20 protein-coding genes are annotated in these 22,031 nt (G+C 67.9%); 13 read left to right on the forward strand and 7 right to left on the reverse strand.

Annotated elements, in window-relative coordinates; all coding sequences use genetic code 11:
* Nucleotides 1–3: 3 nt before the first annotated feature.
* From folP to ABD116_RS03480, 5 genes are all read left to right on the forward strand, one after another.
* Nucleotides 4–939, forward strand: a complete 936-nt coding sequence (folP, locus tag ABD116_RS03460; protein WP_425552047.1) for a dihydropteroate synthase — start codon at nt 4–6, stop codon at nt 937–939.
* Nucleotides 939–1,676 (forward strand): pyrimidine reductase family protein, encoded by a 738-nt coding sequence (locus ABD116_RS03465; protein WP_343964692.1) that lies wholly within the window; start codon nt 939–941, stop codon nt 1,674–1,676. The genes folP and ABD116_RS03465 overlap by 1 nt, the downstream gene beginning before the upstream one ends.
* A gap of 2 nt (nt 1,677–1,678) precedes the next feature.
* Nucleotides 1,679–2,392: a class III extradiol dioxygenase subunit B-like domain-containing protein gene (locus tag ABD116_RS03470; protein WP_343964694.1), complete on the forward strand. Its 714-nt coding sequence runs from the start codon at nt 1,679–1,681 to the stop codon at nt 2,390–2,392.
* Nucleotides 2,393–2,476: 84 nt separating this feature from the next.
* Nucleotides 2,477–2,617, forward strand: a complete 141-nt coding sequence (locus tag ABD116_RS03475; protein ID WP_343964696.1) for a hypothetical protein — start codon at nt 2,477–2,479, stop codon at nt 2,615–2,617.
* Nucleotides 2,614–3,405, forward strand: coding sequence for a hypothetical protein (locus ABD116_RS03480; RefSeq protein WP_343964698.1), 792 nt, complete (start codon nt 2,614–2,616; stop codon nt 3,403–3,405). Before ABD116_RS03475 ends, ABD116_RS03480 begins: the two co-directional genes overlap by 4 nt.
* Before the next feature lie 49 nt (nt 3,406–3,454).
* On the opposite strand, the gene ABD116_RS03485 is transcribed toward ABD116_RS03480, so the two are convergent.
* Nucleotides 3,455–4,105 (reverse strand): hypothetical protein, encoded by a 651-nt coding sequence (locus ABD116_RS03485; protein WP_343964700.1) that lies wholly within the window; start codon nt 4,103–4,105, stop codon nt 3,455–3,457.
* Between the two features lie 39 nt (nt 4,106–4,144).
* On the opposite strand from ABD116_RS03485, the gene ABD116_RS03490 reads away from it, so the two are divergent.
* Nucleotides 4,145–4,807 carry a (2Fe-2S)-binding protein gene (locus ABD116_RS03490; protein ID WP_343964702.1) on the forward strand — a complete coding sequence of 221 codons (663 nt, stop codon included), beginning with the start codon at nt 4,145–4,147 and terminating at the stop codon, nt 4,805–4,807.
* On the opposite strand, the gene ABD116_RS03495 is transcribed toward ABD116_RS03490, so the two are convergent.
* Nucleotides 4,797–5,873, reverse strand: a complete 1,077-nt coding sequence (locus ABD116_RS03495) for an FAD-dependent oxidoreductase (protein ID WP_343964704.1) — start codon at nt 5,871–5,873, stop codon at nt 4,797–4,799. The genes ABD116_RS03490 and ABD116_RS03495 overlap by 11 nt on opposite strands.
* Nucleotides 5,874–6,149: 276 nt before the next feature.
* Between ABD116_RS03495 and ABD116_RS03500 the strand changes: the two genes are divergently transcribed.
* The 4 genes from ABD116_RS03500 to egtD are packed head-to-tail and all read left to right on the forward strand — an operon-like array spanning nt 6,150 to nt 10,585.
* Nucleotides 6,150–7,418: a glutamate-cysteine ligase family protein gene (locus tag ABD116_RS03500; protein WP_343964705.1), complete on the forward strand. Its 1,269-nt coding sequence runs from the start codon at nt 6,150–6,152 to the stop codon at nt 7,416–7,418.
* On the forward strand, nt 7,415–8,752 hold the full coding sequence (egtB, locus tag ABD116_RS03505) for an ergothioneine biosynthesis protein EgtB (RefSeq protein WP_343964706.1): 1,338 nt from the start codon (nt 7,415–7,417) through the stop codon (nt 8,750–8,752). The genes ABD116_RS03500 and egtB overlap by 4 nt, the downstream gene beginning before the upstream one ends.
* Nucleotides 8,753–8,804: 52 nt before the next feature.
* Nucleotides 8,805–9,596 carry an ergothioneine biosynthesis protein EgtC gene (gene egtC / locus ABD116_RS03510; protein WP_343964708.1) on the forward strand — a complete coding sequence of 264 codons (792 nt, stop codon included), beginning with the start codon at nt 8,805–8,807 and terminating at the stop codon, nt 9,594–9,596.
* Complete coding sequence (egtD, locus tag ABD116_RS03515; RefSeq protein WP_425552048.1) at nt 9,584–10,585, forward strand: L-histidine N(alpha)-methyltransferase; 1,002 nt, start codon at nt 9,584–9,586, stop codon at nt 10,583–10,585. Before egtC ends, egtD begins: the two co-directional genes overlap by 13 nt.
* Here the strand turns inward: egtD and ABD116_RS03520 are convergent, their stop codons facing one another.
* Complete coding sequence (locus ABD116_RS03520; protein ID WP_343964710.1) at nt 10,586–12,073, reverse strand: MFS transporter; 1,488 nt, start codon at nt 12,071–12,073, stop codon at nt 10,586–10,588. It lies immediately after the preceding gene.
* A 101-nt stretch (nt 12,074–12,174) separates the two neighbouring features.
* Between ABD116_RS03520 and ABD116_RS03525 the strand changes: the two genes are divergently transcribed.
* Nucleotides 12,175–13,017 (forward strand): helix-turn-helix transcriptional regulator, encoded by an 843-nt coding sequence (locus tag ABD116_RS03525; protein WP_343964712.1) that lies wholly within the window; start codon nt 12,175–12,177, stop codon nt 13,015–13,017.
* Here ABD116_RS03525 and ABD116_RS03530 read toward each other — a convergent pair.
* Genes ABD116_RS03530 through ABD116_RS03540 form a run of 3 tightly spaced genes read right to left on the reverse strand, consistent with a single transcriptional unit; the run spans nt 13,014 to nt 16,124 of the window.
* Nucleotides 13,014–14,312, reverse strand: coding sequence for an ABC transporter substrate-binding protein (locus ABD116_RS03530; protein ID WP_343964714.1), 1,299 nt, complete (start codon nt 14,310–14,312; stop codon nt 13,014–13,016). The genes ABD116_RS03525 and ABD116_RS03530 overlap by 4 nt on opposite strands.
* Nucleotides 14,313–14,335: 23 nt before the next feature.
* Entirely contained in the window at nt 14,336–15,202 is an 867-nt protein-coding gene (locus ABD116_RS03535) for a carbohydrate ABC transporter permease (RefSeq protein WP_343964716.1), read from the reverse strand.
* Nucleotides 15,183–16,124, reverse strand: a complete 942-nt coding sequence (locus ABD116_RS03540; protein WP_343964718.1) for a carbohydrate ABC transporter permease — start codon at nt 16,122–16,124, stop codon at nt 15,183–15,185. Before ABD116_RS03540 ends, ABD116_RS03535 begins: the two co-directional genes overlap by 20 nt.
* Nucleotides 16,125–16,201: 77 nt before the next feature.
* On the opposite strand from ABD116_RS03540, the gene ABD116_RS03545 reads away from it, so the two are divergent.
* Both ABD116_RS03545 and ABD116_RS03550 read left to right on the forward strand, forming a co-directional pair.
* On the forward strand, nt 16,202–17,269 hold the full coding sequence (locus tag ABD116_RS03545) for a LacI family DNA-binding transcriptional regulator (RefSeq protein ID WP_343964720.1): 1,068 nt from the start codon (nt 16,202–16,204) through the stop codon (nt 17,267–17,269).
* Between the two features lie 17 nt (nt 17,270–17,286).
* Complete coding sequence (locus ABD116_RS03550; protein WP_343964722.1) at nt 17,287–18,021, forward strand: alpha/beta fold hydrolase; 735 nt, start codon at nt 17,287–17,289, stop codon at nt 18,019–18,021.
* On the opposite strand, the gene ABD116_RS03555 is transcribed toward ABD116_RS03550, so the two are convergent.
* Nucleotides 18,014–21,964, reverse strand: coding sequence for a glycosyl hydrolase family 18 protein (locus tag ABD116_RS03555; protein ID WP_343964724.1), 3,951 nt, complete (start codon nt 21,962–21,964; stop codon nt 18,014–18,016). The two genes, ABD116_RS03550 and ABD116_RS03555, sit on opposite strands and share 8 nt — an antisense overlap.
* Between the last annotated feature and the right edge of the window lie 67 nt (nt 21,965–22,031).

Genomic DNA, 22,031 nt, shown 5'->3' on the forward strand with positions numbered 1-22,031 from the left:
CCCGTGGCTGACGACGAGGCTGACGGCGGGACCGGGCACGGCGCCGTGGACGGGGCCGAGGACAGGGTCGGCGATGGGGTGCTCCGGCTCGGCGGGCGGAGTTTCGGGCCGGGGGAGTTCGCCGTGATGGCGATCCTGAACCGGACGCCGGACTCGTTCTTCGACGGCGGCGCGACCTATGCGACCGAGGCGGCGCTCGAGGCGATCGACCGGGCCGTCGCGGACGGAGCCGACGTGGTCGACGTCGGCGGGGTCAAGGCCGGGTACGGCGAGCACGTCAGCGAGACCGAGGAGCTCCGCCGGACGGTCGACTTCGTGGCCGAGGTCCGGGCGCGGCACCCCGAACTGATCATCAGCGTGGACACGTACCGCAGTGGAGTCGCCCGGCGGGTCGGCGAAGCGGGCGCGAACCTCATCAACGACACGTGGTCGGGTTCCGATCCCGAGCTCGCCGGGGCGGCCGCCGAGGTCGGCGCAGGGCTCGTCTGCAGTCACGTCGGAGGGCTCGCGCCGCGGACCGATCCGCATCGGATGGCGTACGACGACGTGGTCGCCGACGTCATCCGGACGACGACCGCTCTCGCCGAGCGCGCGGTCGCGGCCGGCGTACGGCGGGACGCGATCGTGATCGATCCGACCCACGACTTCGGCAAGAACACCTGGCACTCGCTGGAGGTGACGCGCCGGGTCGACGAGCTGGCCGCGACCGGCTGGCCGGTGCTCGTCGCGCCGTCGAACAAGGACTTCCTCGGTGAGAGCCTCGATCTGCCGTCCGGGCGGAGGGGGCCGGCGACGATGGCGGCGGTCAGTGTGATGGCTTGGTTAGGTGCCCGGGTCTTCCGGGTGCACGACGTCGCCGGGATCCGGCAGGCGCTCGACCTGATCGCCGTTCTGCAGCGGACGAAACAGCCCGCGTACACGAGAAGGAGCCTGGTTTGATGCATCGCTGGTCTGCCGAGGGCAAGGAGCTGACCGGCGAGGAGTTGATCGCCGCGTACGCCGTACCGGACCGCTCGGCGCGTCGGCTTCGGGCCAACTTCGTGACGAGCATCGACGGGGCGGTGACGCTGGACGGGCTGTCCGGTGGGTTGTCGTCGAAGGACGACCAGAATGTGCTCGGGCTGCTGCGTCAGTTGGCGGATGTCGTGCTGGTTGGGGCTGGGACGCTGCGGGCTGAGCAGTACAACGGTTTGAAGTTGGGCAAGGCGCGGCGGGAGTGGCGTGCCTTGCAAGGGTTGCCGGAGAATCCGGTGCTGGCGGTTGTTTCGGCGCGGCTTGATCTGAGCGCTGGGAGCTCTGTCTTCACCGAGGCGCCGGTGCGGCCGATCGTGATCACCTGCGAGTCGTCGCCGGCGGATCAGCGCAAGGCGTTGGCGGAGGTTGCCGACGTACTGGTCTGTGGGGATGACGTGGTTGATCTGACCAAGGCGGTCGATGCCCTGGTCTCGCGCGGGTTGCCGCAGATCTTGTGTGAGGGTGGGCCGCATCTGCTGGGGGCGCTGACTTCGGCGGGTCTGGTGGACGAGATGTGTCTGACGGTGTCGCCGTTGCTGGCCGGGCCGGGGGCGCGGCGGATCACGGACGGGATCGCCTCGACGCAGGTCCATCAGTTGACGCCTTTGCATGTGCTCAACGGGGATGACGGTTACCTCTTCCTGCGGTACGGAAGGAACTGAGGGTGCCTGTCGTCGCGGCCGCGGTCTGCCCGCATCCACCTCTGCTGATCCCCGAACTCGCCTCCGGGGCAGCCTTCGAACTCGATCCACTCCGCGCCGCGTGCTTCGCCGCCGTCGACCGGCTCGCCGATGCGGACGCGCTGGTGATCGTCGGCACGGGGCCTTTGACTGGCACGCGGTACGACGCGTCCGCCCTCGGCAGCTTCGGTCCGTATGGGGCTCCCGAGGTAACCGTCGGCGGCCCGCGCTCGGCCTCCGGTTCCAGCGCCGGTACGCCGGTACTGCCCCTGTCCCTTGCTGTCGGCACCTGGCTCGTCGAGCAGAGCAAGGCGGCGGACCTGCCGCGGACCTCGATCACCGTGGCCGCCGCTGAAGCTCCGGCCTCTTGCCTCGCGCTCGGTCAAGAGCTTGCCCATGGCAACGAACGGATCGCCTTGCTGGTGATGGGTGATGGCTCTGCGCGACGCAGCGATCACGCCCCGGTACATCTCCACCCACGCGCGGAAATCTTCGACAGTACGGTTGCCGCCGCACTGGAATTGGCCGACGCGGAGACGCTGGCCGCGCTCGACCCCGATCTCGCGACCGAACTCCACGCCGCGGGCCGGGCCCCTTGGCAGGTACTGGCCGGTGCGGCTCCTGGTCTGCGCGGCCGGCTCGGGTACAACGCCGCGCCGTACGGCGTCGGCTATTTCGTCGCGAGCTGGGCACTTTAAGGGTTTCTGAAGACCCTCGTGGAATCTGTTGGGTAGGGCCGGTTCGAGACGGGCCGGCCTCCAGATTTCAAGGGGGAGAAGAGGATGCCTGACAAGGAGAATCCGGTGGAGACGGGCAACTACCCGCTACCGGAGGACGGCGCGCAGGACCAGGTCGTGCAGACCCGGCTGCCGCAGTACGACGAGGACCTGGTGGACGGTGCGACGCTGGAGTCCGACTCATGAGCGGCACGGTGCGGGAGCTGCTCACCTGGGCAGCGGCGCAGGTGCGCACGATGGAGAAGCCGCTCGGTTCCAACAAGAACCCGTACGCGGCCAAGGCGGGTCACGCGAACGGCCAGGCCTGGTGCGCGACGTTCCTGGTCGCGGGCTGGAAGATCAACAAGGTGCCGCTGGTGGCGGGGACGGACACCGCGTTCACCCCGTCGATGCAGGCCGGCTTCAAGAACGCCGGCAAGCTGTTCAACAGCCCGCGGGCGGGTGATGTCGGCTTCCTGTTCGACAAGGATCTGGGCCGGATCGCGCACGTCTTCTTCGTCGAGCGGGTCGAGGGGGACTTCGTCAAGACGATCGAGGGCAACACCAACCTGGACGGCAGCAGGACCGGCGTCGGGGTGTTCCGGCACAGCCGGCGCTGGACCGGTGGGGCGACGATGATCCGTGGGTTCGGGCGTCCGGACTACAAGGCGGTCGGGCGCGGGAGCGCTCTGCGGCCCGGCGTACCGACGGTGTCGCTGGCTCGCGTGGTCGCTGCTGCGAAGAAGGACGCACCGGGTCCCGACGGTGCGACCTCGTTCCCGGCGGAGGTCCGGGTCGTGGAGGCCGCGTTGGTGGCTGAGGGCCTGCTGTCGCCGGCCTTCGCCAAGGACGGTTCGTTCGGCACGGTCACGATCAAGGCCTATGCACAGTTCCAACGCAAACTGGGCTTCACCGGCAAGGACGCCGACGGCATCCCTGGGATGGACTCGCTGAAGAGGTTGGGCCTGAAGCACGGCTTCCGGACGGCGGCCTAGCGACTCCAGTGCCTGTGGCGTGGAACTCGGGTCCGTTGCGTAGCAAGCCTCAGGGCTGTTGCGTGACGACTTCGGGCCAGCGGGTCGCGGTGGCTGCAAGGTCATCGTGGCCCGCTTCGGCCAGCTGGTTGACGAACTCGACCCGGGCGGCCCGCACCGCGTCGGCGGCTTGCTCGGCGGTCGGGTAGGGGCCCGACCAGTTGCAGACTGCGTCACCGGCGTACCAGTCGCCCGTGCGCGACCGGCGTACCTGAGAAGCCGCGAGCCGATCCGCCGGCAACGCGTCCCCGCGCTCAACGGCCGCCTGCACCACCGCCTCCACAGCAACCACCTCAGCCGCCAGGTCCATCACCGGCCGCAACTCAACAGCATCAGTACGAACGAACTCGTACCCCTCCGGCGCTTGCTCCGCAATCCACCCGAACGCCACCTCAGCCAACTCCGCCAACTGCCGAGCAACCTCCGCGTCCTCGATCGTCTGCACCCCACAAACCCGCGGATCAGTAGGCCGCAACAACCCCTGACACCGCCGCATCAACATCTCCTCAGCAGTAGCCTGCCGCCGCCCAAGAATCCGCGAGAGCCCAACGACGTCGAAGTTCAACTCATCCGGCGTCCGCTTCACCCCAGCCTCAAATGGCTCCCCCAGAACCGACCCCCGCGCCGTCCACGGCCCCACATGCCAACGCTCCAGTCCCATGCGCCGACCCTACCCGGGGGTGGAACGTAGGGTGGGGGTGTGGATTACACCGTGGGGCGGCTCGCGGGCAAGCTGGATGGGGAGGTTTCCTGGCTGGCTGTTCGGGCGGCGGGGGCGGTGCCTGGGCCTGAGTGGATTTCGTGTGCTGAGGTGCTTGAAGAGCAGTTGGCGGGTGGGGATCCTACGTTGGGGTGGCGGCAGGATCTGCTGGATGATTATGGGCGGGAGTACGGGATCGAGCCGCCGGTGCAGGTCGCGGCGATGTTCGTGTTGATGTGGTACGTGTCGGTGCCGGCGATCGTGGCGGGGATCTCGACCGCGTTGACCGGGGTTTCGCCGGACGTGTCGGCTGAGGCGCTTGCTTTTCGCAAGCATCCGACGGCGCACTATCCGATGGAAGTCGCCTTGCTGTCGGAGCGTGTGGTGTCCATCGAGGAGGCGGCTCGGCAGGTTGAGGAGCACACTCGGGCGTTCACGGATAGCTACCGGCCCGGCGTGAAGATGAGTTCCCGGCAGAAGCGTGGTGCGGTCGAGGATGAGCTGCGGGCGGCTCTTCGGCTGCCGGAGGAAGCGGTGCAGGCGGCTACGGCAGCCGAGGCATTCAGGATTGATCTGGAGCAGAAGGTGCGTACTTCGTGCTGCTTCGTCTACGCGCTTCCCAACGTCAACCCCTGCGGCGGATGCCCGCGGGTCAGAGGCTGAAAACAGCAGGCACGGATCCGGCGCCGGTCACCAGGTCGGTCAGGTAGCGGGCGACCAGCGGTACGAACTTGAAGCCCTCGCCGTGGAAGCCGGCCGCCACGCTGATCGGTCCGCGCCGGTCGATGACGAAGTCCCCGCGCACTGTGTTGTCGTAGAGGCAGCTGATCGCCTCCGACCGCGCAACATCCACGCCCGGAAACCACTCCCGCACATACTCGACCAGCGCCGCATCCCGCGTCGGCTCCACCTGGAAGTCGCGCTGGTCAAGTGAGATCACCGGCCCGGTCGCATGCAGCCCGACCTTCACCCCGCGTCCCTCCTCGAACACCCCGTACGCCGGAGTCTCCTCCCGCCGATGCACGAACACCGGCCACTCGGCCGACTCGTCCCGTGCAGCGAAGAACCGCGGCTGCTCCTGCGACACCGCGATCGCCGGCACCTCGAGCACCCCAGCCAGCAGCCGATCAGTCCAGGCCCCAGCCGTCACCACCACCTGCCCAGCCCGTACGACGCCGGCCTCTGTCTCAACCTCAACCCCATCCCCGACAACCCGTACTACGTGAGCCGCGCACCCACCCCGGAACTCAACCCCCAACGCCACCGCCGACTCCCGAATCGCCCCCAACGCCTGCGCAGCCAACGCCCGCCCCGACCCCGGTTGGTACAGCACAGACCCGTCGAACCGCATCCCCGGCCACCGCTCACCAGCGGCCTCGGCCGTCAGCACCTCGTGCTCCACCCCATGCCGCCCAAGCAGCGAGGCAGACTCCGACACCTGCGCCTCGGACATGCCATGGTCCACACCCCCGACGAGGTCCAGCATCTGTACGCCGGTAGCGCTCTCCAGTTCGTGCCAGAGCTCCCGGGACCTTGCCGCCCGCAACAGCTCGCCCTCATCGTCGATCGCCAACCGGAACAGCCTGGTACCACCGTGCGACCCACCCCGGTCGTGCCCGAGCTCGTACTGCTCCAGCACCAGCACCTCACGCCCGGCCACCGCGAGTGCACGAGCCGCAGCCGACCCCATCGCGCCGGCCCCGATCACGACCACGTCATAGGTCTGCATGCACCCTTCCTACCCGTCCGGATACCGCTCAGCACGCAGGGGGTTTCGCTCTGAGCGCAACGGACCGCGGTGGCTCGTCACGGCGTACCGGCGGGGACGACCGAAGCGCTACAAAAGGGTGCTTGCCGTGCGCGCGAATATTGTCGGTGGCCGCAGGCACGATGTCGATCATGAATTCGACACAGTGTTGGACGGTTCCGGCCCCGGCTGCCACGTCATCGAGGGGTAACCCACTATCGGTTGAACGCGCCCAGGGGCGCGGTTAGGTTCGCTGACGTGACCGCGCCCGGCGAGTTTCCGGCGACCACCCCGATCGGCTCCCGCGTGGAGGCAGAGGGTTATGTCGCGATGGTGTGTTTCAAGCATGGTCCTCCACAGCTGCACGGCGTCGAGCTGGAGTGGACGGTGCATCACGCGGATGATCCGCATCGACCTCTCGACGCCGCTCGACTCAGCACCGCCCTGGGCGTGCACGCGCCCCCGACCCTGGTCCCGGACAGCCCGCAGCTGCCACTCGGCCGGGGTTCTCTGGTCACCGTCGAGCCGGGTGGCCAGGTGGAGATCTCCGGCCAGGCCTCGGACTCCATCCCCAGGCTGATCGACGACACGACGGCCGACGCCGCGCAGCTCACGCAACTGCTCGCCACCCAAGGCCTCGTGCCTGGACGGCACGGCCTCGACGCCTTCCGCCCACCCCGCCGCATCCTGACCGTTCCGCGGTACGCCGCGATGGAGCGAGCCTTCGCACAGCTCGGCCCGCATGGTCCCCGGATGATGTGCAGCTCGGCCGGTCTGCAGGTCTGCCTCGACGCAGGCGAAGCGGACCAGACCGCACTGCGCTGGCGAGCACTCCACGACTTCGGGCCGGCCTTGGTCGCCCTCTTCGCCAACTCGCGCCACCGCGAAGGCAGCGACACCGGCTGGGCCTCCGCCCGCACCGAGGCAACCTTCGGCACCTGCGCCCCCTTCACGGAGCCCCCGTCCCTCGACGGCGACCCCGCCGAGGCCTGGGCCCGCACTGCGATGGAAGCACCGGTCCTCTGTCTGAGACGGGGAGACAGCTGGGACGCACCGGCAGGGCTCACATTCGGAGCATGGGCCGACGGTGCCCTGGACGGCACCGGCCTGGCGAGCGGCGCCGGGACTGGTGATCCGCTGGCAGACAGGCCGACGTATGGGGACTTGGAATATCACCTGTCCACGCTCTTCCCGCCGGTGCGGCCGCGAGGCTACTTGGAGGTCCGCTACCTCGATGCTCAGGACGGCGACGGCTGGATCACGCCGACCCTGCTGTTGTCCGCGCTGATGTCCGACCCGGCTGTCACCGACCAGGCACTGGCTGCTGCTGCGCCGGCGGCCGGTCGCTGGTTCCCCGCGGCACGGGAAGGTCTGCACGACAAGCCTGTACTGCAGGCCGCGCGCGATCTGGTCGACCTGGCCACCACCAATCTGAGCCGGACCGGAGTCGATCACGACCTGATCACCGAGGCCGGCGAGCGACTGCACTACATCGTCGACGACACCCAGAGAAGGCGAGCTTCATGAACCACCAGTTGTCAGATCTGACCGCCGAGGGGCTGCGGTCGTTCGTCGCCGAGCAGCTCGAGCGCTCGCGCGACCGGACCGTCCAGCTGACCGACGCGGTCGATACGGACGACCTGATCCGGCAGCACTCGAAGCTGATGTCGCCGCTGGTCTGGGACTACGCGCACATCGGCAACCAGGAAGAGCTCTGGCTGGTCCGCGACGTCGGCGGCCGCGACCCGGTCCGGCAGGACATCGACGAGCTGTACGACGCGTTCATGCACGCCCGGGCCGACCGGCCGTCGCTGCCGCTGCTCAGCCCGACGGAGACCCGGCAGTACGTCGTCGAGGTGCGCGACAAGGTGCTCGACGTGCTGGATCACGTGAAGTTCGGTGGCGACCGCGAGTTGGTCGACAACGGGTTCGCGTTCGGCATGATCGTGCAGCACGAGCAGCAGCACGACGAGACGATGCTCGCCACGCATCAGTTGCGGACCGGTGCTCCGGTGCTCGATGCGCCGGCGCCGCCGCCCGGTCGACGGCTGGCCAAGGCCGAGGTGCTCGTACCGGGTGGTGTCTTCGAGATGGGTACTTCGATCGAGCCGTGGGCGCTCGACAACGAGCGGCCGGCGCATGCGGTGCACGTCGATCCGTACGTGATCGACACGGCGCCGGTGAGCAATGGCGACTACCTCAAGTTCGTCACTGGTGGTGGGTATCAGGATCCGCAGTGGTGGTCGGAGGCCGGCTGGGCGCATGTGCAGAAGGCGTCGCTGGTCGCGCCGCGGTTCTGGGAGCGCGAGGACGGCCACTGGGTGCGGACGCGGTTCGGGCATCGGGAGTTGCTGCCGCTCGACGAGCCGGTGATGCACGTCTGCTTCTACGAGGCGGAGGCGTACGCGAAGTGGGCCGGCAAGCGGCTGCCGACCGAGGAGGAGTGGGAGTTCGCTGCCCGCTTCGACCCGGCGACCGGGCGGACGCGACGCTTCCCGTGGGGTGATGAGAGCCCCGGTCCGCAACACGCGAACTTGGGTCAGCGGCACTTGCGTCCCGCTCCGATCGGCGCCTACCCGGCGGGTGCGTCGCCGCTGGGGGTCGAGCAGTTGATCGGCGATGTCTGGGAGTGGACGAGCAGCGACTTCAAGCCGTACCCGGGTTTCCGCGCGTTCCCGTACGACGAGTACTCGCTGGTCTTCTTCGGCAACGACTACAAGATGCTGCGCGGCGGCTCCTTCGGCACCGACGAGATCGTCGCCCGCGGCACCTTCCGCAACTGGGACTACCCCATCCGCCGCCAGATCTTCGCCGGCTTCCGCTGCGCCAGAACCCCAACCCCGGAGGAGCTGCCCCGGTGATCGCCGAACACCGTAGGCGGCGCAGCAGGCGCCCTCGCTGGGGTGGTTGCTGATGTGCCGCCACCTGGCGTACCTCGGCCCGCCCGTCTCCCTCGCCTCACTTGTGCTGGAACCGCCGCACTCTCTGTATCGGCAGAGTTGGGCTCCGGCGGACATGCGTGGCGGCGGCTCCGTCAATGCCGACGGCTTCGGCATCGGCTGGTACCCCGACGACGATACCGGCTCGGCCCGATCGGCCGGTGCGTCCGTTGGCCGCCTGCCTGTGCGGTATCGGCGGAGTGTGCCGATCTGGGCTGATGAGTCGTTGCCGGGGTTGGCGGGATCGGTCAGCTCGGGGGCGGTGCTGGCGGCAGTGCGGAATGGGACCGTGGGGGCGCCGCTCACGGAGATCGCCGTGGCGCCGTACACCAAGGACCAGTGGTTGTTCAGTCATAACGGGCTGATCAGCGGTTGGCCGGGGGCGGTGTCCAAGTTGGCGGAAGCCTTGCCGGTGTCTGAGTTGTTGACGCTCGATGCGCCGATGGACTCGGCGTTGCTGTGGGCTCTTGTGCAAGACCGCTTGCATTTGGGGGCGCCTGAGGCGGTGGCTTCCGTAGTACGGGATGTTGCTGCGGCGGCACCCGACAGCAGGCTCAATCTTCTGCTCACCGATGGGGAGCAGATCGTCGCCACCACCTGGACGCATTCGCTCTGGGTCCGCCGTACCACCGACTCCGTTGCGGTCAGCTCCGAGCCCTGGACCACCGAAGGCTGGGAAGAGATCCCCGACCATTCATTGCTACTGGCAACCAAAAGCACGCTAGCCGTCACCCCCTTGCTGGAAGGACGACAGTGTCACATCTGAGCCCACCCCACCGCCCCGGACAGGGGACTTCAATCGATATCCACCTCACTGCGGACTATGCCGCCCGCGCCCTGCGGGAGGATGCCCGCAACGGTCTGACGGCTGAGCCGAAATGGCTTGCGCCGAAGTGGTTCTATGACGCGCGCGGCAGCGAGCTGTTCGAGGAGATCACCAGGCTGCCGGAGTACTACCCGACCCGCGCGGAGCGGGAGATCCTCGACGCCCGTTCCGGCGAGATCGCCGAGCTCACCGGCGCGCACACGCTGGTCGAGCTCGGCTCGGGCTCGTCGGAGAAGACGCGGCTGCTGCTCGACGGCCTGCGCGACCACGGCACGCTGACGACGTTCGTACCACTCGACGTCTCGGAATCGGCCCTGCGCGAGGCCGCCGCCGCGATCAACACCGACTACCCGAGCCTCACCGTGCACGGCGTGGTCGGCGACTTCACCGAGCACCTCGACAAGCTTCCCGGCGAGGCGCCGCGCGTGGTCGCGTTCCTCGGCGGCACGATCGGCAACCTGCTGCCGGACGAGCGCGCCGACTTCTACAAGTCCATCCGCGACGTGCTCGAGCCAGGGGAGTGGCTGCTGCTCGGCACCGATCTCGTGAAGGACCCGGCCACCCTCGTCGCGGCGTACGACGACAGCGCCGGGGTGACCGCCGAGTTCAACCGGAACGTACTGCGGGTGCTGAACCGCCAACTCGGTGCGGACTTCGACGTGGACTCCTTCAGCCACCGCGCGATCTGGGACCCGGAGAACGAGTGGATCGAGATGCATCTGCGCGCCGACCGGGCGATGAAGGTCCTGATCCCGGAGATCGGCCTCGAGGTCGACTTCGCCGAAGGCGAGGAACTCAGCACCGAGGTCTCCGCCAAGTTCCACCGCCACGGCGTCGAGGCCGAACTCGACAAGGCCGGCTTCACCAACGGCGCCTGGTGGACAGACTCCGAGGAACGCTTCGCGCTCTCGCTGTGGCAGGCGGTCTGATCACAGCCGCCTCGGCAGGCGGGTGCTGAGCGTCAAGGTCAGCAGGACCAGGGCGGCCAGGGCGGCGACGGTTTCGGCCAGCGCTTTGCCCGGGTCGCCCTGTGCTGTCTCCAGCGACAGGAAGAGCGTCCCGATCACGGCAGCGCCGAGGGCGAAGGAGGCTTGCTGGAAGGTGACCAGTACGCCGCTGCCGATGCCGGCCCGGTCGGCGGGGAGATCGGCCAGCACGATCCGGAAGAACACCGGGATCTGCGAACCCGAGGCGACTCCCCACAAGGCGAGCGCGGGAGCGAAGTCGAGCGCGGTCAGGTCCGGCCAGCCGCGCAGGACGGTGACACCGAGGACGACCAAGGCGATCAGGTGGATGGACGCGGCCACCTGGATGACCCGGCTGCCGAAGCGGCCGATCAGGCGCGGGCTGACGAGCGACGCGAGCAGGTGGGTGACCGCGAGCGGCGCCAGGGTGAGACCGGCCTGGACCGGGCCGAAGCGCAGACCCTGCTGCAGAGCGATCGCCATCACGAACATGAAGCCGCCGAAGTTGATCGAGAACGGCACGATGAGTCCGAGGCCGAGCCGTACTCCGCCGAAGCCGAACAAACTCGGTGGGAGCAGGGGAAGTCGGCCGGCGTGTTCTTGCCGGCGCTCGACGAAGAGCAGGGCGACGGCGGCGATCGGGCAGGCGGCCAGGCAGAGCCAGGACCAGAGCGGCCAGCCTGCCGCTCGGCCTTCGCTGAGTGGTACGAGGAGGGCGGTCAGGGTGATCGCGAGGAGGGCGGTACCGGCGAGGTCGACCGGAGCTGGACGATCGGAGCGGGTCGCGGGGACCGTGCGCCAGGCGAGGATGAACGCGATCACGCCGACGGGACCGTTGACGAGGAAGACGGCCCGCCAGCCGGCTCCACCGATGTCGGCGGCGACGAGCAGGCCGCCGAGGATCTGACCGGCCACCATCGCGAGGCCGGCCATCGCGCCGTACAGGCTGAGAGCGCGGTTGCGCCGGTCGCCGGAGGTGGTCGCGTGCAGTGTCGCGAGGACCTGTGGGTTGAGGAGCGCGGCCGATGCGCCCTGCAGGATGCGGGCCCCGACGAGCACGGCTGCATTGGGTGCCAAACCGCAGGCGATCGAGCTGAGGGTGAAGGCGGTCATCGCGATCAGCAGCAACCGGCGTCGCCCGAAGGTGTCGCCAAGCCGCCCACCAAGCACCAGCAGTACGGCGAAGGCGACGCCATAGCCGGCCACCACCAACTCCAGCAGGGCCGGCCCGGCCCGGAGCTCCCGACCCATCGAGGGCAAGGCCACGTTGACGATGAAGAAGTCGAGGATCGGCAGGGCGGCGCAGAGCAGCAAGGCAAGCAACCCGGCCCCGGAAAGCACAGAGGCCCGGCCGGTCCGCGGGGTGGGAGGAGCGGCTGCCACCCCCGCCCCGCCCGCGGCGGTTGGGTTGGCTGCGCCGTGGGCAGTGGGGGATTGGGCTGTTTCGGTCATGGGTCGAGCGTCGCTGGGTTCTCAGGGTGGTACCAGAGCGTCTTTATCCTGGTACAAGAAGTACCTTGTACCAGGATTGCCGATGCGGCATCGTGGTATTCGTGACGGATCAGCGGCGGGAGGAGCTGGCGAGCTTCCTGCGGAGCCGGCGGGAGCGGATCGCGCCTGAGGAGGTCGGGCTGCCGCGTGGGCGGCGGCGCCGGACTCCGGGGCTGCGGCGGGAGGAAGTGTCCCAGCTCGCGGCGATCGGGACGACTTGGTACACCTGGCTCGAGCAGGGGCGCGACATCCAGGTCTCCGCCGAGGTGCTGGACGCGATCGCCCGGACGCTGCGGCTGGACCAGAGTGAGCGGGAGCATCTGTTCGCGCTGGCCGGGGCGATCGACCCCAGCCCGGCCGCCGCCTTCACGCCCGTCACCGACGCCCTGCGCGATCTGCTGGATCAGCTCGAGCCGCTGCCCGCCTGCGTACAGAACGGCCGGTACGACCTGCTTGCCTACAACCGTCCGTTCAGCAAGCTCATGTGCGACCTCGACGCCGTTCCGCCCGAGGATCGCAACGTGATCTGGCTCGGCTTCCTGAACGAGCAGTGGAAGGCGACCCTGCCTGACCTGGAGCAGACCCAACGCGCGATGGTCGCCAAGTTCCGCGCATCGATGGTCGAGAATCTCGACGACCCCACCTGGAAGGCGCTGCTCAAGCGACTCCAGGCGGCATCACCGGAGTTCGCCGAGTACTGGGACGACCACGAGGTACTCCGCCCCGGCAACCAGTTGAAGGTCTACCACCACCCGCAGGCCGGCGTACTGCGCCTGTCGGCGACCAGCCTCTGGACCCAGCCCGGCTCCAACCGCCCGAGGCTGGTCACCTACACGCCTGTCGATGAGGAGACCCGGGAGAAGTTGCACCTTCTCACCGGGCCCCCTCCGCTGGTGACGGTCTAGCCCTGCGACTTGATCAGGTCGTTGATCTTCCCCACGTACGCCTGCAGATCCGAAACAGGCTTCTTCCCACTGAGGATCGGCTGGTACATCGCCGTCGTCAGATCCCCGACCTGCGAGGCCCATTGCGTCGTGAACCGCACCCCGACCGTCTTCTCTGCCGAGAGATCAGCCTTGACCGTGTCCACGACCGTGGTCTGACCGGCCTTGGTCAACGCGCCGAAGTAGCTCTCCTGCGCCGGCGTATAGGCAGGCGGCGCGACGGGCGACGCAGGCAGTACGGCGTCCCACACCTTGGTGTTCAGATACGAGAGCACCTTGTACGTCGCATCCTCGTTTGCCGTGTACTGCGGAGTGCAGATCCCCACCGAGTCGTACAGCGTGGCCGGTGTCGTCACCTGCGGGAACGGCGCGAACCCGTACTTGATCTTCGGCTTGTCCGTCTGGAACCCGGCCGCCAGCCACTGCCCGCCGAACATCATCGGCACCTTGCCGCCGGAGAACAGCGCCGGCACGTTCGACGCGTCGTACCCGGGAGGCGCCACCGCCCCGGACTTGATTGCCGCGGCCAGCTTCTCCACGCCCTCGGTGTACTTGCCGTCGATCTCCGCCTTGGTCGGGTGGTTCACGTCGTCGGTGAACGGTGCGCCACCAGCGGACACCGCGTACATCGACATCGTGAACGGCGCGTCCGCCGAGGTGAGCTGATCCGCGACCAGCCCGTACTTCGCTCCGTTCTTCCCCGCGAGCTTGCCGGCCGCGGAGTACATGTCGTCCCAGCTCCACCCCGACTTGGGCTCCGGGATCCCGGCCGCCTTGAACGCGTCGGCGTTGTACCAGACGCCGTAGGTGTTCATCAGCGACGGCAGCCCGCCCATCTGCCCGTCGCTCGTCTTCCAGTTCTTCATCGCCGAGCCGACGAAGTCGTCCGCCTTGAGGCCGCCGTCACCGCTGTCGACCCGCTTCGACCAGTCGACCAGCAGGCCCTGGGACGTGTACTGCTGCTCGGTGTCGTTGCCGCACCAGAACAGGTCGGGCAGCTTCTTCGCCTGGGTCAGCGACGCGAGCTTGTCGCCGTACCCGCCGCTCGGGGTGTCGACGAGCTGGACCTTGACGTTGTCATCCTTGAAGCCTTCGAGCGCTTTCTTGATGGCCGTGTTCGTCTCGGGGGTTTCCCACGTCATCACGGTCACGGTGACCGGGCCGTCGGACTTGCCGCCGGAGTCCGAGCCGCTGCAGGCAGCCGTTGCCGTCAGCAACCCGGCGCAGGCGAGGGTGGTGCCGATGATCGCTTTCACTGTTGTGCTCCTCAGGGGGTGAGTCACTTCTGCGTCGTGCTGCCCAGCGAGCCGAGGCCCTGGATGAAGTAGCGCTGCGCGGCGAAGAAGAGGATCAGCGGCGGCAGCATGTAGAGCAGGTTGGTGGCCATGTAGTAGCTCCAGTTCGGCGTCTGCCCGGCGAAGGGCGAGACGAACTGGGCCATGCCGACCGACAACGGCCACTTGTCGGCGGAGTACAGGTAGACCAGTGGATTGAGGAAGTCGTTCCAGGACGCCTGGAAGGCGAGGATCGCCATCGTGATCCAGGCCGGCCGGGTCAACGGCAGCATCACGCTGACGAAGATCCGCAGGTGCCCGGCGCCGTCGATCTTGGCCGCCTCGTCGATCGAGTACGGGATGGCCAGGAAGTACTGCCGGGCGAGGAAGATGAAGAGCGGATTGCCGCCGAAGAAGGCCGGCACGATCAGCGGCAGCCAGGTGTCGTACCAGCCGATGGACTTGTACAACTGGAACAGCGGGATCAGGCCGACCACCCCGGGCAGCAGCATGCTGCCGACGAAGAGGTAGAACCACACCTTCCGGCCCGGGAACCGCAGCCGGGCCAGCGCGTAGCCGGCCATCATCGCGGTCATCACGCCGCCGAGCACGCTCAGCACGGTGATGATCGTTGAGTTGAGCAACAGCCGCGGGAAGTGGATCGCCTGCGGGCCGTCGAGGAAGTTGCGCCAGTGGAAGTCGTGCGGCAGCAGCCTAGGTGGTACTTCGAAGACGGCGTTGCGGCTCTTCAGGCCGATGGTGATCATCCACAGCAGCGGGACGATCATCACCGCGCAGATGAACAGCGCGGTCGCGTACCAGGCGGTCGTGCCGCCGAACCGGCGGCGGGACTCAGTCGGGAGTGTTGTCACTGTACGTCCAGAGCGAGGAGAACTTCGCGGTCAGGGCGATCACGGCGATGATGACGATGAACAGCACCCACACCTGGGCGGAGGCGTAACCGAGCTGCGGAACCCTGCCCAGGTTGGAGAAACCGTTGTTGTAGATCGACAGCATCAAGACGCTGGTACTGAAGCCAGGCCCGCCGTTGGTGAGGATCTTGGGCTGGTTGAAGGTCTGCAGCGCGGCCGTCGTCTGCAGGATCACCTGGAGCAGCATGATCGGGCTGATCATCGGCAAGGTGATCCGGAAGAACACCGAGTACGGTCCGGCGCCGTCGACGCGGGCCGCCTCGTAGAGCTCGGTCGGCACCGCCTGGAGTGCGGCCAGGAAGATGATCATCGTCCCGCCGACGCCCCACAGCATCACGATCACGATCGACGGCATCGACATCGTTGGGCTCTGCAACCACAGGCTGGTCGGCAGATGCAGTTTGTCGAGGATCGTGTTCGCCAAGCCCACTTGGGGATTGAGGATGAACTTCCACAGCGTGATGGTCGCGACGGCGGGCAGTACCACCGGCAGGTACGCCAGGGTCCGGACGATCCGGACGCCGGCGAAGCGCTGGTTGCAGAACATCGCCAGCGCGAGGCCGAGAGCCAGTGAGAGCGGCACATAGAGGACCACCAGGTACCCCGTTGCCCGCAGCGACGGCCAGAACGCCGGATCGACGGTGAACAGCCGGCGGAAGTTGGCCAGGCCGACGAAGACCGGGTCGGTCAGGCCGTTGTACTTGGTCAGCGACAGATAGAACGAGCGGACCAGCGGATAGCCGACGAAGACGGTGAATCCGATGATGGCCGGCGCGATGAACAGGTAGGCGGCCAAGGTGTCCGAACCGGCGTTGCGGCTGAACCCGGTCCGGCCGCCACGACTCCGTCCGTCACGATTCATCCTGCCTCCTGGACGGTAACGTTTCCAAAGTTTACTGTGAGGTGACGATGCCGTGCCCTGAGAGGGAAGTCAACCCTGTGTCCGAAACGTTTCCAAGACCAGCCGAGTCCGCCCGGCCGACGATGATCGACGTGGCCAAGCGGGCCGGTGTCGGGTTGGGTACGGTCTCCCGGGTGGTCAACGGCGGAGCCGGTGTGCGCGACGAGACCGCGAGCCGGGTCCGGGTGGCGATCGACGAACTGGGTTTCCAGCGCAACGAGGTCGCGCGAGCGCTACGGCCGGGCAAGAAGTCGTCCAGCCTGGCGCTGGTGCTCGGCGACCTGACCAACCCGTTCTACGCGACCATCGCCAAGGCGTCGCTGGAGGTGGCCGGGCAGGACGGGTTCGCCGTTGTGCTCGGCTCGGTCGACGAGGACCCGGAGGGGGAGCGGCGGGCGATCCAGGAGTTGGTGGGGCGTCAGGTCGCGGGGCTGATGATCGTTCCCGACCAGGGCGACCATTCGTTCCTGGCGGGTGCCGGCGTACCGGTGGTGTTCGTGGACCGGCCGGCGCACGGGATCGAGGCCGACATCGTGATGGTCGACAACGAGGGTGGTGGCAAGCTCGCCACGGATCACCTTCTGCAGCAGGGACATGAGCGGATCGCGATCCTGCTCGCCCCGTCGTACTACACCACCGGCCGGCGGTTGCGCGGCTACCGGCGAGCTTGCCGAGCAGCCGGTGTCGAGGTCGACGAAAGCCTCGTCATCCAGCTCCCGGAAGGCACCGCGGAAGCTGCCGAGAAGGCGACCCGCGAGCTGATGCACCGCCCCGACCCGCCCACGGCGTTGTTTGCCTCCACCAACTTCCTCACCGAAGGCGTACTCCGCGCGCTGCGCGAGGTCACCAAGCAGCCCGGGTTTGGTGAGCCCGCGGTCGTCGGCTTCGACGACTTCCGCCTGGCCGACATGCTCCCCACCCCGGTCACCGTCGTTGCCTCCGACATCGCCGAACTGGGCCGGATCGCCGCCCGCCTCCTCCTCGACCGGGCATCCAAATCCGACACCCGACCACCCCAACGCATAGTCCTCCCTTGCCAGCTGATCCAACGCGGCTCCGGCGAGCGTTCTGCCACGGGCAAAGCAGCGGGACGATCCGGTGGATGAGTAGGTAGCTTGATCGGGTGACGTACTACGAGTCCTTCGGTGAAGGTCGCCCGATCGTGTTCCTGCCGGGCTGGGGTGGCGACAACGGCGAGAGCCAGGCCGTCCACGAGCCGGTCTTCGCCGACCGGACCGGCTGGCGCCGCATCTACGTCGACCCACCCGGCACCAACCACCGCCCTGGCGACCCGTCGATCGCCGATCAGGACGGCATTCTCGACGCCATCGCGGAGACGATCGCCGAAGCTCTGGGGGATGACACCTTCGCTCTGTCAGGTACGTCCGCGGGGGCATTGCACGCGCGGGGGCTGGTCAGGCGCGACCCGGCGCGGGTGCTGGGGTTGTTGCTCCGCGTCCCGGGCGTCATCGCGGATCGTGCTGCTCGCACCTTGCCGACAGACGACTATCTTCACCACACGGCCGCGTTCGACGCCGCCGTACAGGCCAAGGACGACGCCTACTACGACCCAGCCGAGCAGGCTGCGGATCTGGAGTTCCTCGACCGGATCCAGGCCGATCCGTCGACCTATGCCTTGCGCGAAGACCCGGCTGCACGGTTCGAGCGGCCGACGTTGATCGTGACCGGCCGGCAGGACACCATCACCGGGTACGCCGACGCGTGGGCCCTGCTCGACGACTACCCGACCGCGACCTTCGCCGTCCTCGATCAGGAGGACCACGGCCTGCCGGTACGGCGACCAGCGCTCTACCAAGCGCTGGTCGCCGACTGGCTGGACCGCATGGAGGCTAGCTAGCCACGCCGATCAGCTTCCACGGCTCGTGATCCGGGTCGGCCCCGGTGCCCGGCGCATTGTTCATCGTCTGCCACTTCGCCTTCCAGATCTTGTTGTTGTACTTGACGGTGACCTGCTCCACCGGCTGCGCGGCCGGGTCGTAGGTCTTGGTGGAGTCCCAGTTGGCCGCATTGCAGCCGCCGGCCGGCGGGGTCGCGGTGCCGAGTCCCTTGAGGTTGTCGGTGACGGGTGCGTACGACGTACCGCCGATCGACAGGCTCGTGTTGACCGGACCGGTGATGGGGAGGAAGTAGATGATCGGCAGGTCGAGGGTCTTGCCGGACGGGATGATCTGGCAGTAGTCGAGCGTGGTGGTGATCCGGTGGAAGGTGGAGCCGGGCGTGAGCTTCCATTGGCCACCCTGATCGCCGGTCTGCCAGTTGACGTCCTTGACCAGCGGGGACGTCGAGGCCGGGATGTCGAACGACAGCTTGGTGTCCTTGCCGCCGCCGAGGGTCCGGCCGGTGTTGTTGGTGATCCGCACGGTCGGCTGCAGCGGCCAGAGGTTGGCCGTCTGGGTCGGGTAGTTGACCATGTCGACGCTGATGTTGGCGGTCACCGTGGGCGCGGTACCGGTACTGCCGCTGCGCAGGTTGTTGTCATAGGCACCCGAGTTGCCCAGCTTCTCGTTCAGCCGGGTGGTCAGGGTGTAGCCCATACCGCAGGGATGCTGAGCATCGACGACAGCCGGGCAGGCGAAGTCGCCGCCGAGCTCCCACATCATCACGCCGCCCGCGCCGGTGGACTTCACCAGGTCGACGACAGCGTCGATGCCTTGCTCGTCCTCGGTCGACAGGAACACCTTCTTGTCGTTGTTCCAGAGCCAGGACGTCTTGGTCGTGTTGTCCCAGAACCGCGTGTACTGACCGGTCAGCCGGTCGGCGGCGTCGGTGTCAGGCGTCAGACCGACGCTCGGCGCGTACCTGGGGAGGATGTTCTTCTCCAGGTTCTTGGTGTGCCAGAGCGGGTTGGTGCCGGAGCCGAGCTCGCCACCGTTGGAGGTGTCGTCGTGCCAGATGTTGTCGATGCCGACCGCGCCGTCGCCACACGGGCGGCGGATGCCGGTACCGGGTTCGCAGTCCGGCTTCTGCGAGTTGCCCCACAGACCGTTCGTGCCGCCGGTGACGTTCTTCCAGCCGCGCGTGTAGTACGGGATGCCGATGTTGACGCGGCCCGCTTGCAGTGCGCCGCGCAGGTACTTCGTCGCCCAGCTGGTGTTGAAGTAGCCGATGCCGCCGTACTCCGGTACGGAGTACTGGTCGGCCAGCTCCGGGTCCTTGCCGTCGTCGAAGACAGCGGCGTTCGGACCGACCACGTTGTTCCAGGTGCCGTGGTAGTCGTAGGCCATCAGGTTGGTGAAGTCCTGGTAGTCGAGCGCGGTCTGGTTGGCCATCCCGCGCACCAGGTAGCCGGAGGCGGACGACGCGGAGGTCAGCAGGTAGTACTTGTCGTCCGCGACCGATGCCCGGTTGAGCGAATCGCGCAGCGTCTTCATCAACGCGGCGTACGCCGTGGGCAGCCCCTTGCGACGCGGGTTCGCCGTACCCCAGTCGTTCGGGTTGCCGGTGTCGTCGAGCACCGTCGGGTACTCGAAGTCGATGTCGACACCATTGAATCCGTAGGTCCGCAGGAAGTCGACGACCGAGCCGGCGAACGTGTTGATGCCGGCCTGGTTGACCGAGCCATCGGCGTTCGTCGTCATCGAGTAGAAGCCACCCGATCCCGCCCAGCCACCGACGGAGATCATCGTCTTCACCCGCGGGTGCAGGCGCTTGTACTTCGTCAGCAGGTTGAAGTGCCCCTTGTACGGCAGCGAAGTGTCCATCTCCGCCCCGACCTGACCGGGCCACTCCATCCCGGTCGCCGGGTTGTTCGGACCGGGCGCGCCGACCGAGATCCGGTTGGCGTCCACCGAGGCGAACGCGTAGTTGAGGTGCGTGACCTTCGACCACGGGATGTTCTTCACCAGGTAGTGCGGGGTGCCGTCGGCGCCCGTGCGGCCACCGTTGAAGTAGGCAACGACTCGGCGGTCCCGGCCCTGACCGAGCCACTCGCGACCGTCACCTTGATAGATCTTGCAGTACGGCGTCGCGACCCCGGGCGTGGTCGCGAGACCGTCGGGCCGGCAGTCGCCGCTCGCGGGCGGGCGGGTTCCGCCGTCGTCGCCGCCCGGGTGCTGCTCCATCGGATCGCCGACTCCGCCGTTGGCAGCCGCCACGCGGTCGGTCGGCAGCAGCCATCCATCGACACCCTTGGATGTCGAGTTGAACAACAGGAAGTCCGAGACCTTGTCGGCGTCGAGGTCGCCGAAGTCGCCGACGGCGCCGCCGAACGCGTTGCCGGACCGGATCTTGCCGAGCGCCTTCCAGCCGCCGTCAGCAGCCGCCGCCCCGGTCTTGCTCTTGGCCTTGGTTTCACCCCAGCCACCACCGAGGTTCTCCCAGGCGTCCACGTCACCGGTCGTGTACCGGACGACCACGACGTCGGCCTTGCCGTCACCGTTGATGTCCGGGTAGGAGACCGACCCGACCGGGCCTTCCGCGGGATGGGTGAAGCCCTCGATCTTGTTCCAGTTGCCCGGCTTCGGCAGCCCGCCGGTCGTGGTGTTCTCCCACGCGGTCAGGAAGTTGAGGCGGTCGGGGATGATGATGTCGTCGTCCCCGTCACCGTCGAGATCGGCGAACACCGGGATTCCGACGTACCCGAGATCGTTCGCGACGATGACCGGGTTGGCCCAGCGGACGTTCTGGCCGTCGGACTCGTTGCGCCAGACCTTCATCGCGGCCACGCCGGTGCCCGATTCGGCGGCGGTGAGGAAGTTGACCAGGTCGTCCTTGCCGTCGCGGTCGAGGTCGCCGAAGAAGGCCGGCTTCGGCGTCTGCCTGGCGCTCGCCGGGGCGGTGTCGCCCAACGGGAACCAGACCCGCTTGCCGTCGGATCCACAGCCGCCGTTCTGCCATGTGTACAGCCGTCCGTTCACAGTGACGGCGCGATCGACGTCCCGATCGCCGTCGACGTCCATGAACCTGGTCTGCGCACCGTCGGCGCTCCGGACGATCTGGCCGAGCGGAGCCCAGCCGCCGGGCTCGTCGCCGACCGACTCGCGACAGGTGCCCGTCGCGGAGGCCGCCGAGCGCAGGTAGCTCGGCAGGTACTGCTCGAGCGTGTCCAGCATGCCGGCCAGCGCGTCGCCGGCCGCGTGTCCGCCGAAGAAGGCCTCCACGGTCCGGACGAAGCGGACGAGCGATGCGCTGGTCGCCTTGTACCAGGCGAGCATCTCCGGCGTACCGGCCCAGGCGATCGCGAATGTCATCAGGCCGGCGGCGATCGACTTGGCCATCGTGTTGGCCCACTCGTCGGCGTCGCCGAGCTTGCCGTCCGCCCATTGGGTGAGCGCGCCGTTCACGAACTCGCCGACGAATCCACCGACTCCGGCGCACACGGTCGCCGGCCCACCGGCGTACACGCAGGCCGCGCCGGCACCGAAGCCGATCAGGATCGAGCCTGCGACGATCAGCGCGCCTTGCCACCAGGTCGCGTCGACCTCGACGTCCGGCGCCTTGATGGTGATGGTCGCGATCGTGCCCTCGACCTTGGTCTCCGCGTCGAACTCGATGTAGCGGAGGCTGGGCATGACGTCTTGGAGCTGACCCTTGGTCTGCTCCTCGAGGGCCTGGCTGAGCTTCTGGCCCTTGGCCTTGATCGCGTCGAACTGCTGGATGTAGTGGGCGGCGAGCGCCGGGTTCTCGAAGTTGTGGCTGACCACGCGGTCCTCGGCGGCCGGTTTGGCCAGCGCGGGCTGGATTCCGGTGTTGGCGAGCAGGACCGCGACCGCGGTCGCCAGGGCGATCAGGAGAACAGTTGGCTTACAACGATGGAACAAGCGTGAGCGTTGTGAGCTCATCTCGAATCCTTCTGTCGGGGCGGGCAGATGCGCTCGGATGAGAGCGTTTGCACGCACCGTACCGACG

The organism is Kribbella koreensis (assembly GCF_039525325.1).
GTDB lineage: Bacteria > Actinomycetota > Actinomycetes > Propionibacteriales > Kribbellaceae > Kribbella > Kribbella koreensis.

Coding starts and splice junctions, on each gene's coding strand:
- ABD116_RS03485 (WP_343964700.1), bottom strand. CDS start 4,105: ATGGGACTGGAGCGTTGGCATGTGGGGCCGTGGACGGCGCGGGGGTCG.
- ABD116_RS03495 (WP_343964704.1), bottom strand. CDS start 5,873: ATGCAGACCTATGACGTGGTCGTGATCGGGGCCGGCGCGATGGGGTCG.
- ABD116_RS03465 (WP_343964692.1), top strand. CDS start 939: ATGCATCGCTGGTCTGCCGAGGGCAAGGAGCTGACCGGCGAGGAGTTG.
- ABD116_RS03520 (WP_343964710.1), bottom strand. CDS start 12,073: ATGACCGAAACAGCCCAATCCCCCACTGCCCACGGCGCAGCCAACCCA.
- egtC (WP_343964708.1), top strand. CDS start 8,805: ATGTGCCGCCACCTGGCGTACCTCGGCCCGCCCGTCTCCCTCGCCTCA.
- ABD116_RS03480 (WP_343964698.1), top strand. CDS start 2,614: ATGAGCGGCACGGTGCGGGAGCTGCTCACCTGGGCAGCGGCGCAGGTG.
- ABD116_RS03540 (WP_343964718.1), bottom strand. CDS start 16,124: ATGAATCGTGACGGACGGAGTCGTGGCGGCCGGACCGGGTTCAGCCGC.
- ABD116_RS03475 (WP_343964696.1), top strand. CDS start 2,477: ATGCCTGACAAGGAGAATCCGGTGGAGACGGGCAACTACCCGCTACCG.
- ABD116_RS03555 (WP_343964724.1), bottom strand. CDS start 21,964: ATGAGCTCACAACGCTCACGCTTGTTCCATCGTTGTAAGCCAACTGTT.
- egtB (WP_343964706.1), top strand. CDS start 7,415: ATGAACCACCAGTTGTCAGATCTGACCGCCGAGGGGCTGCGGTCGTTC.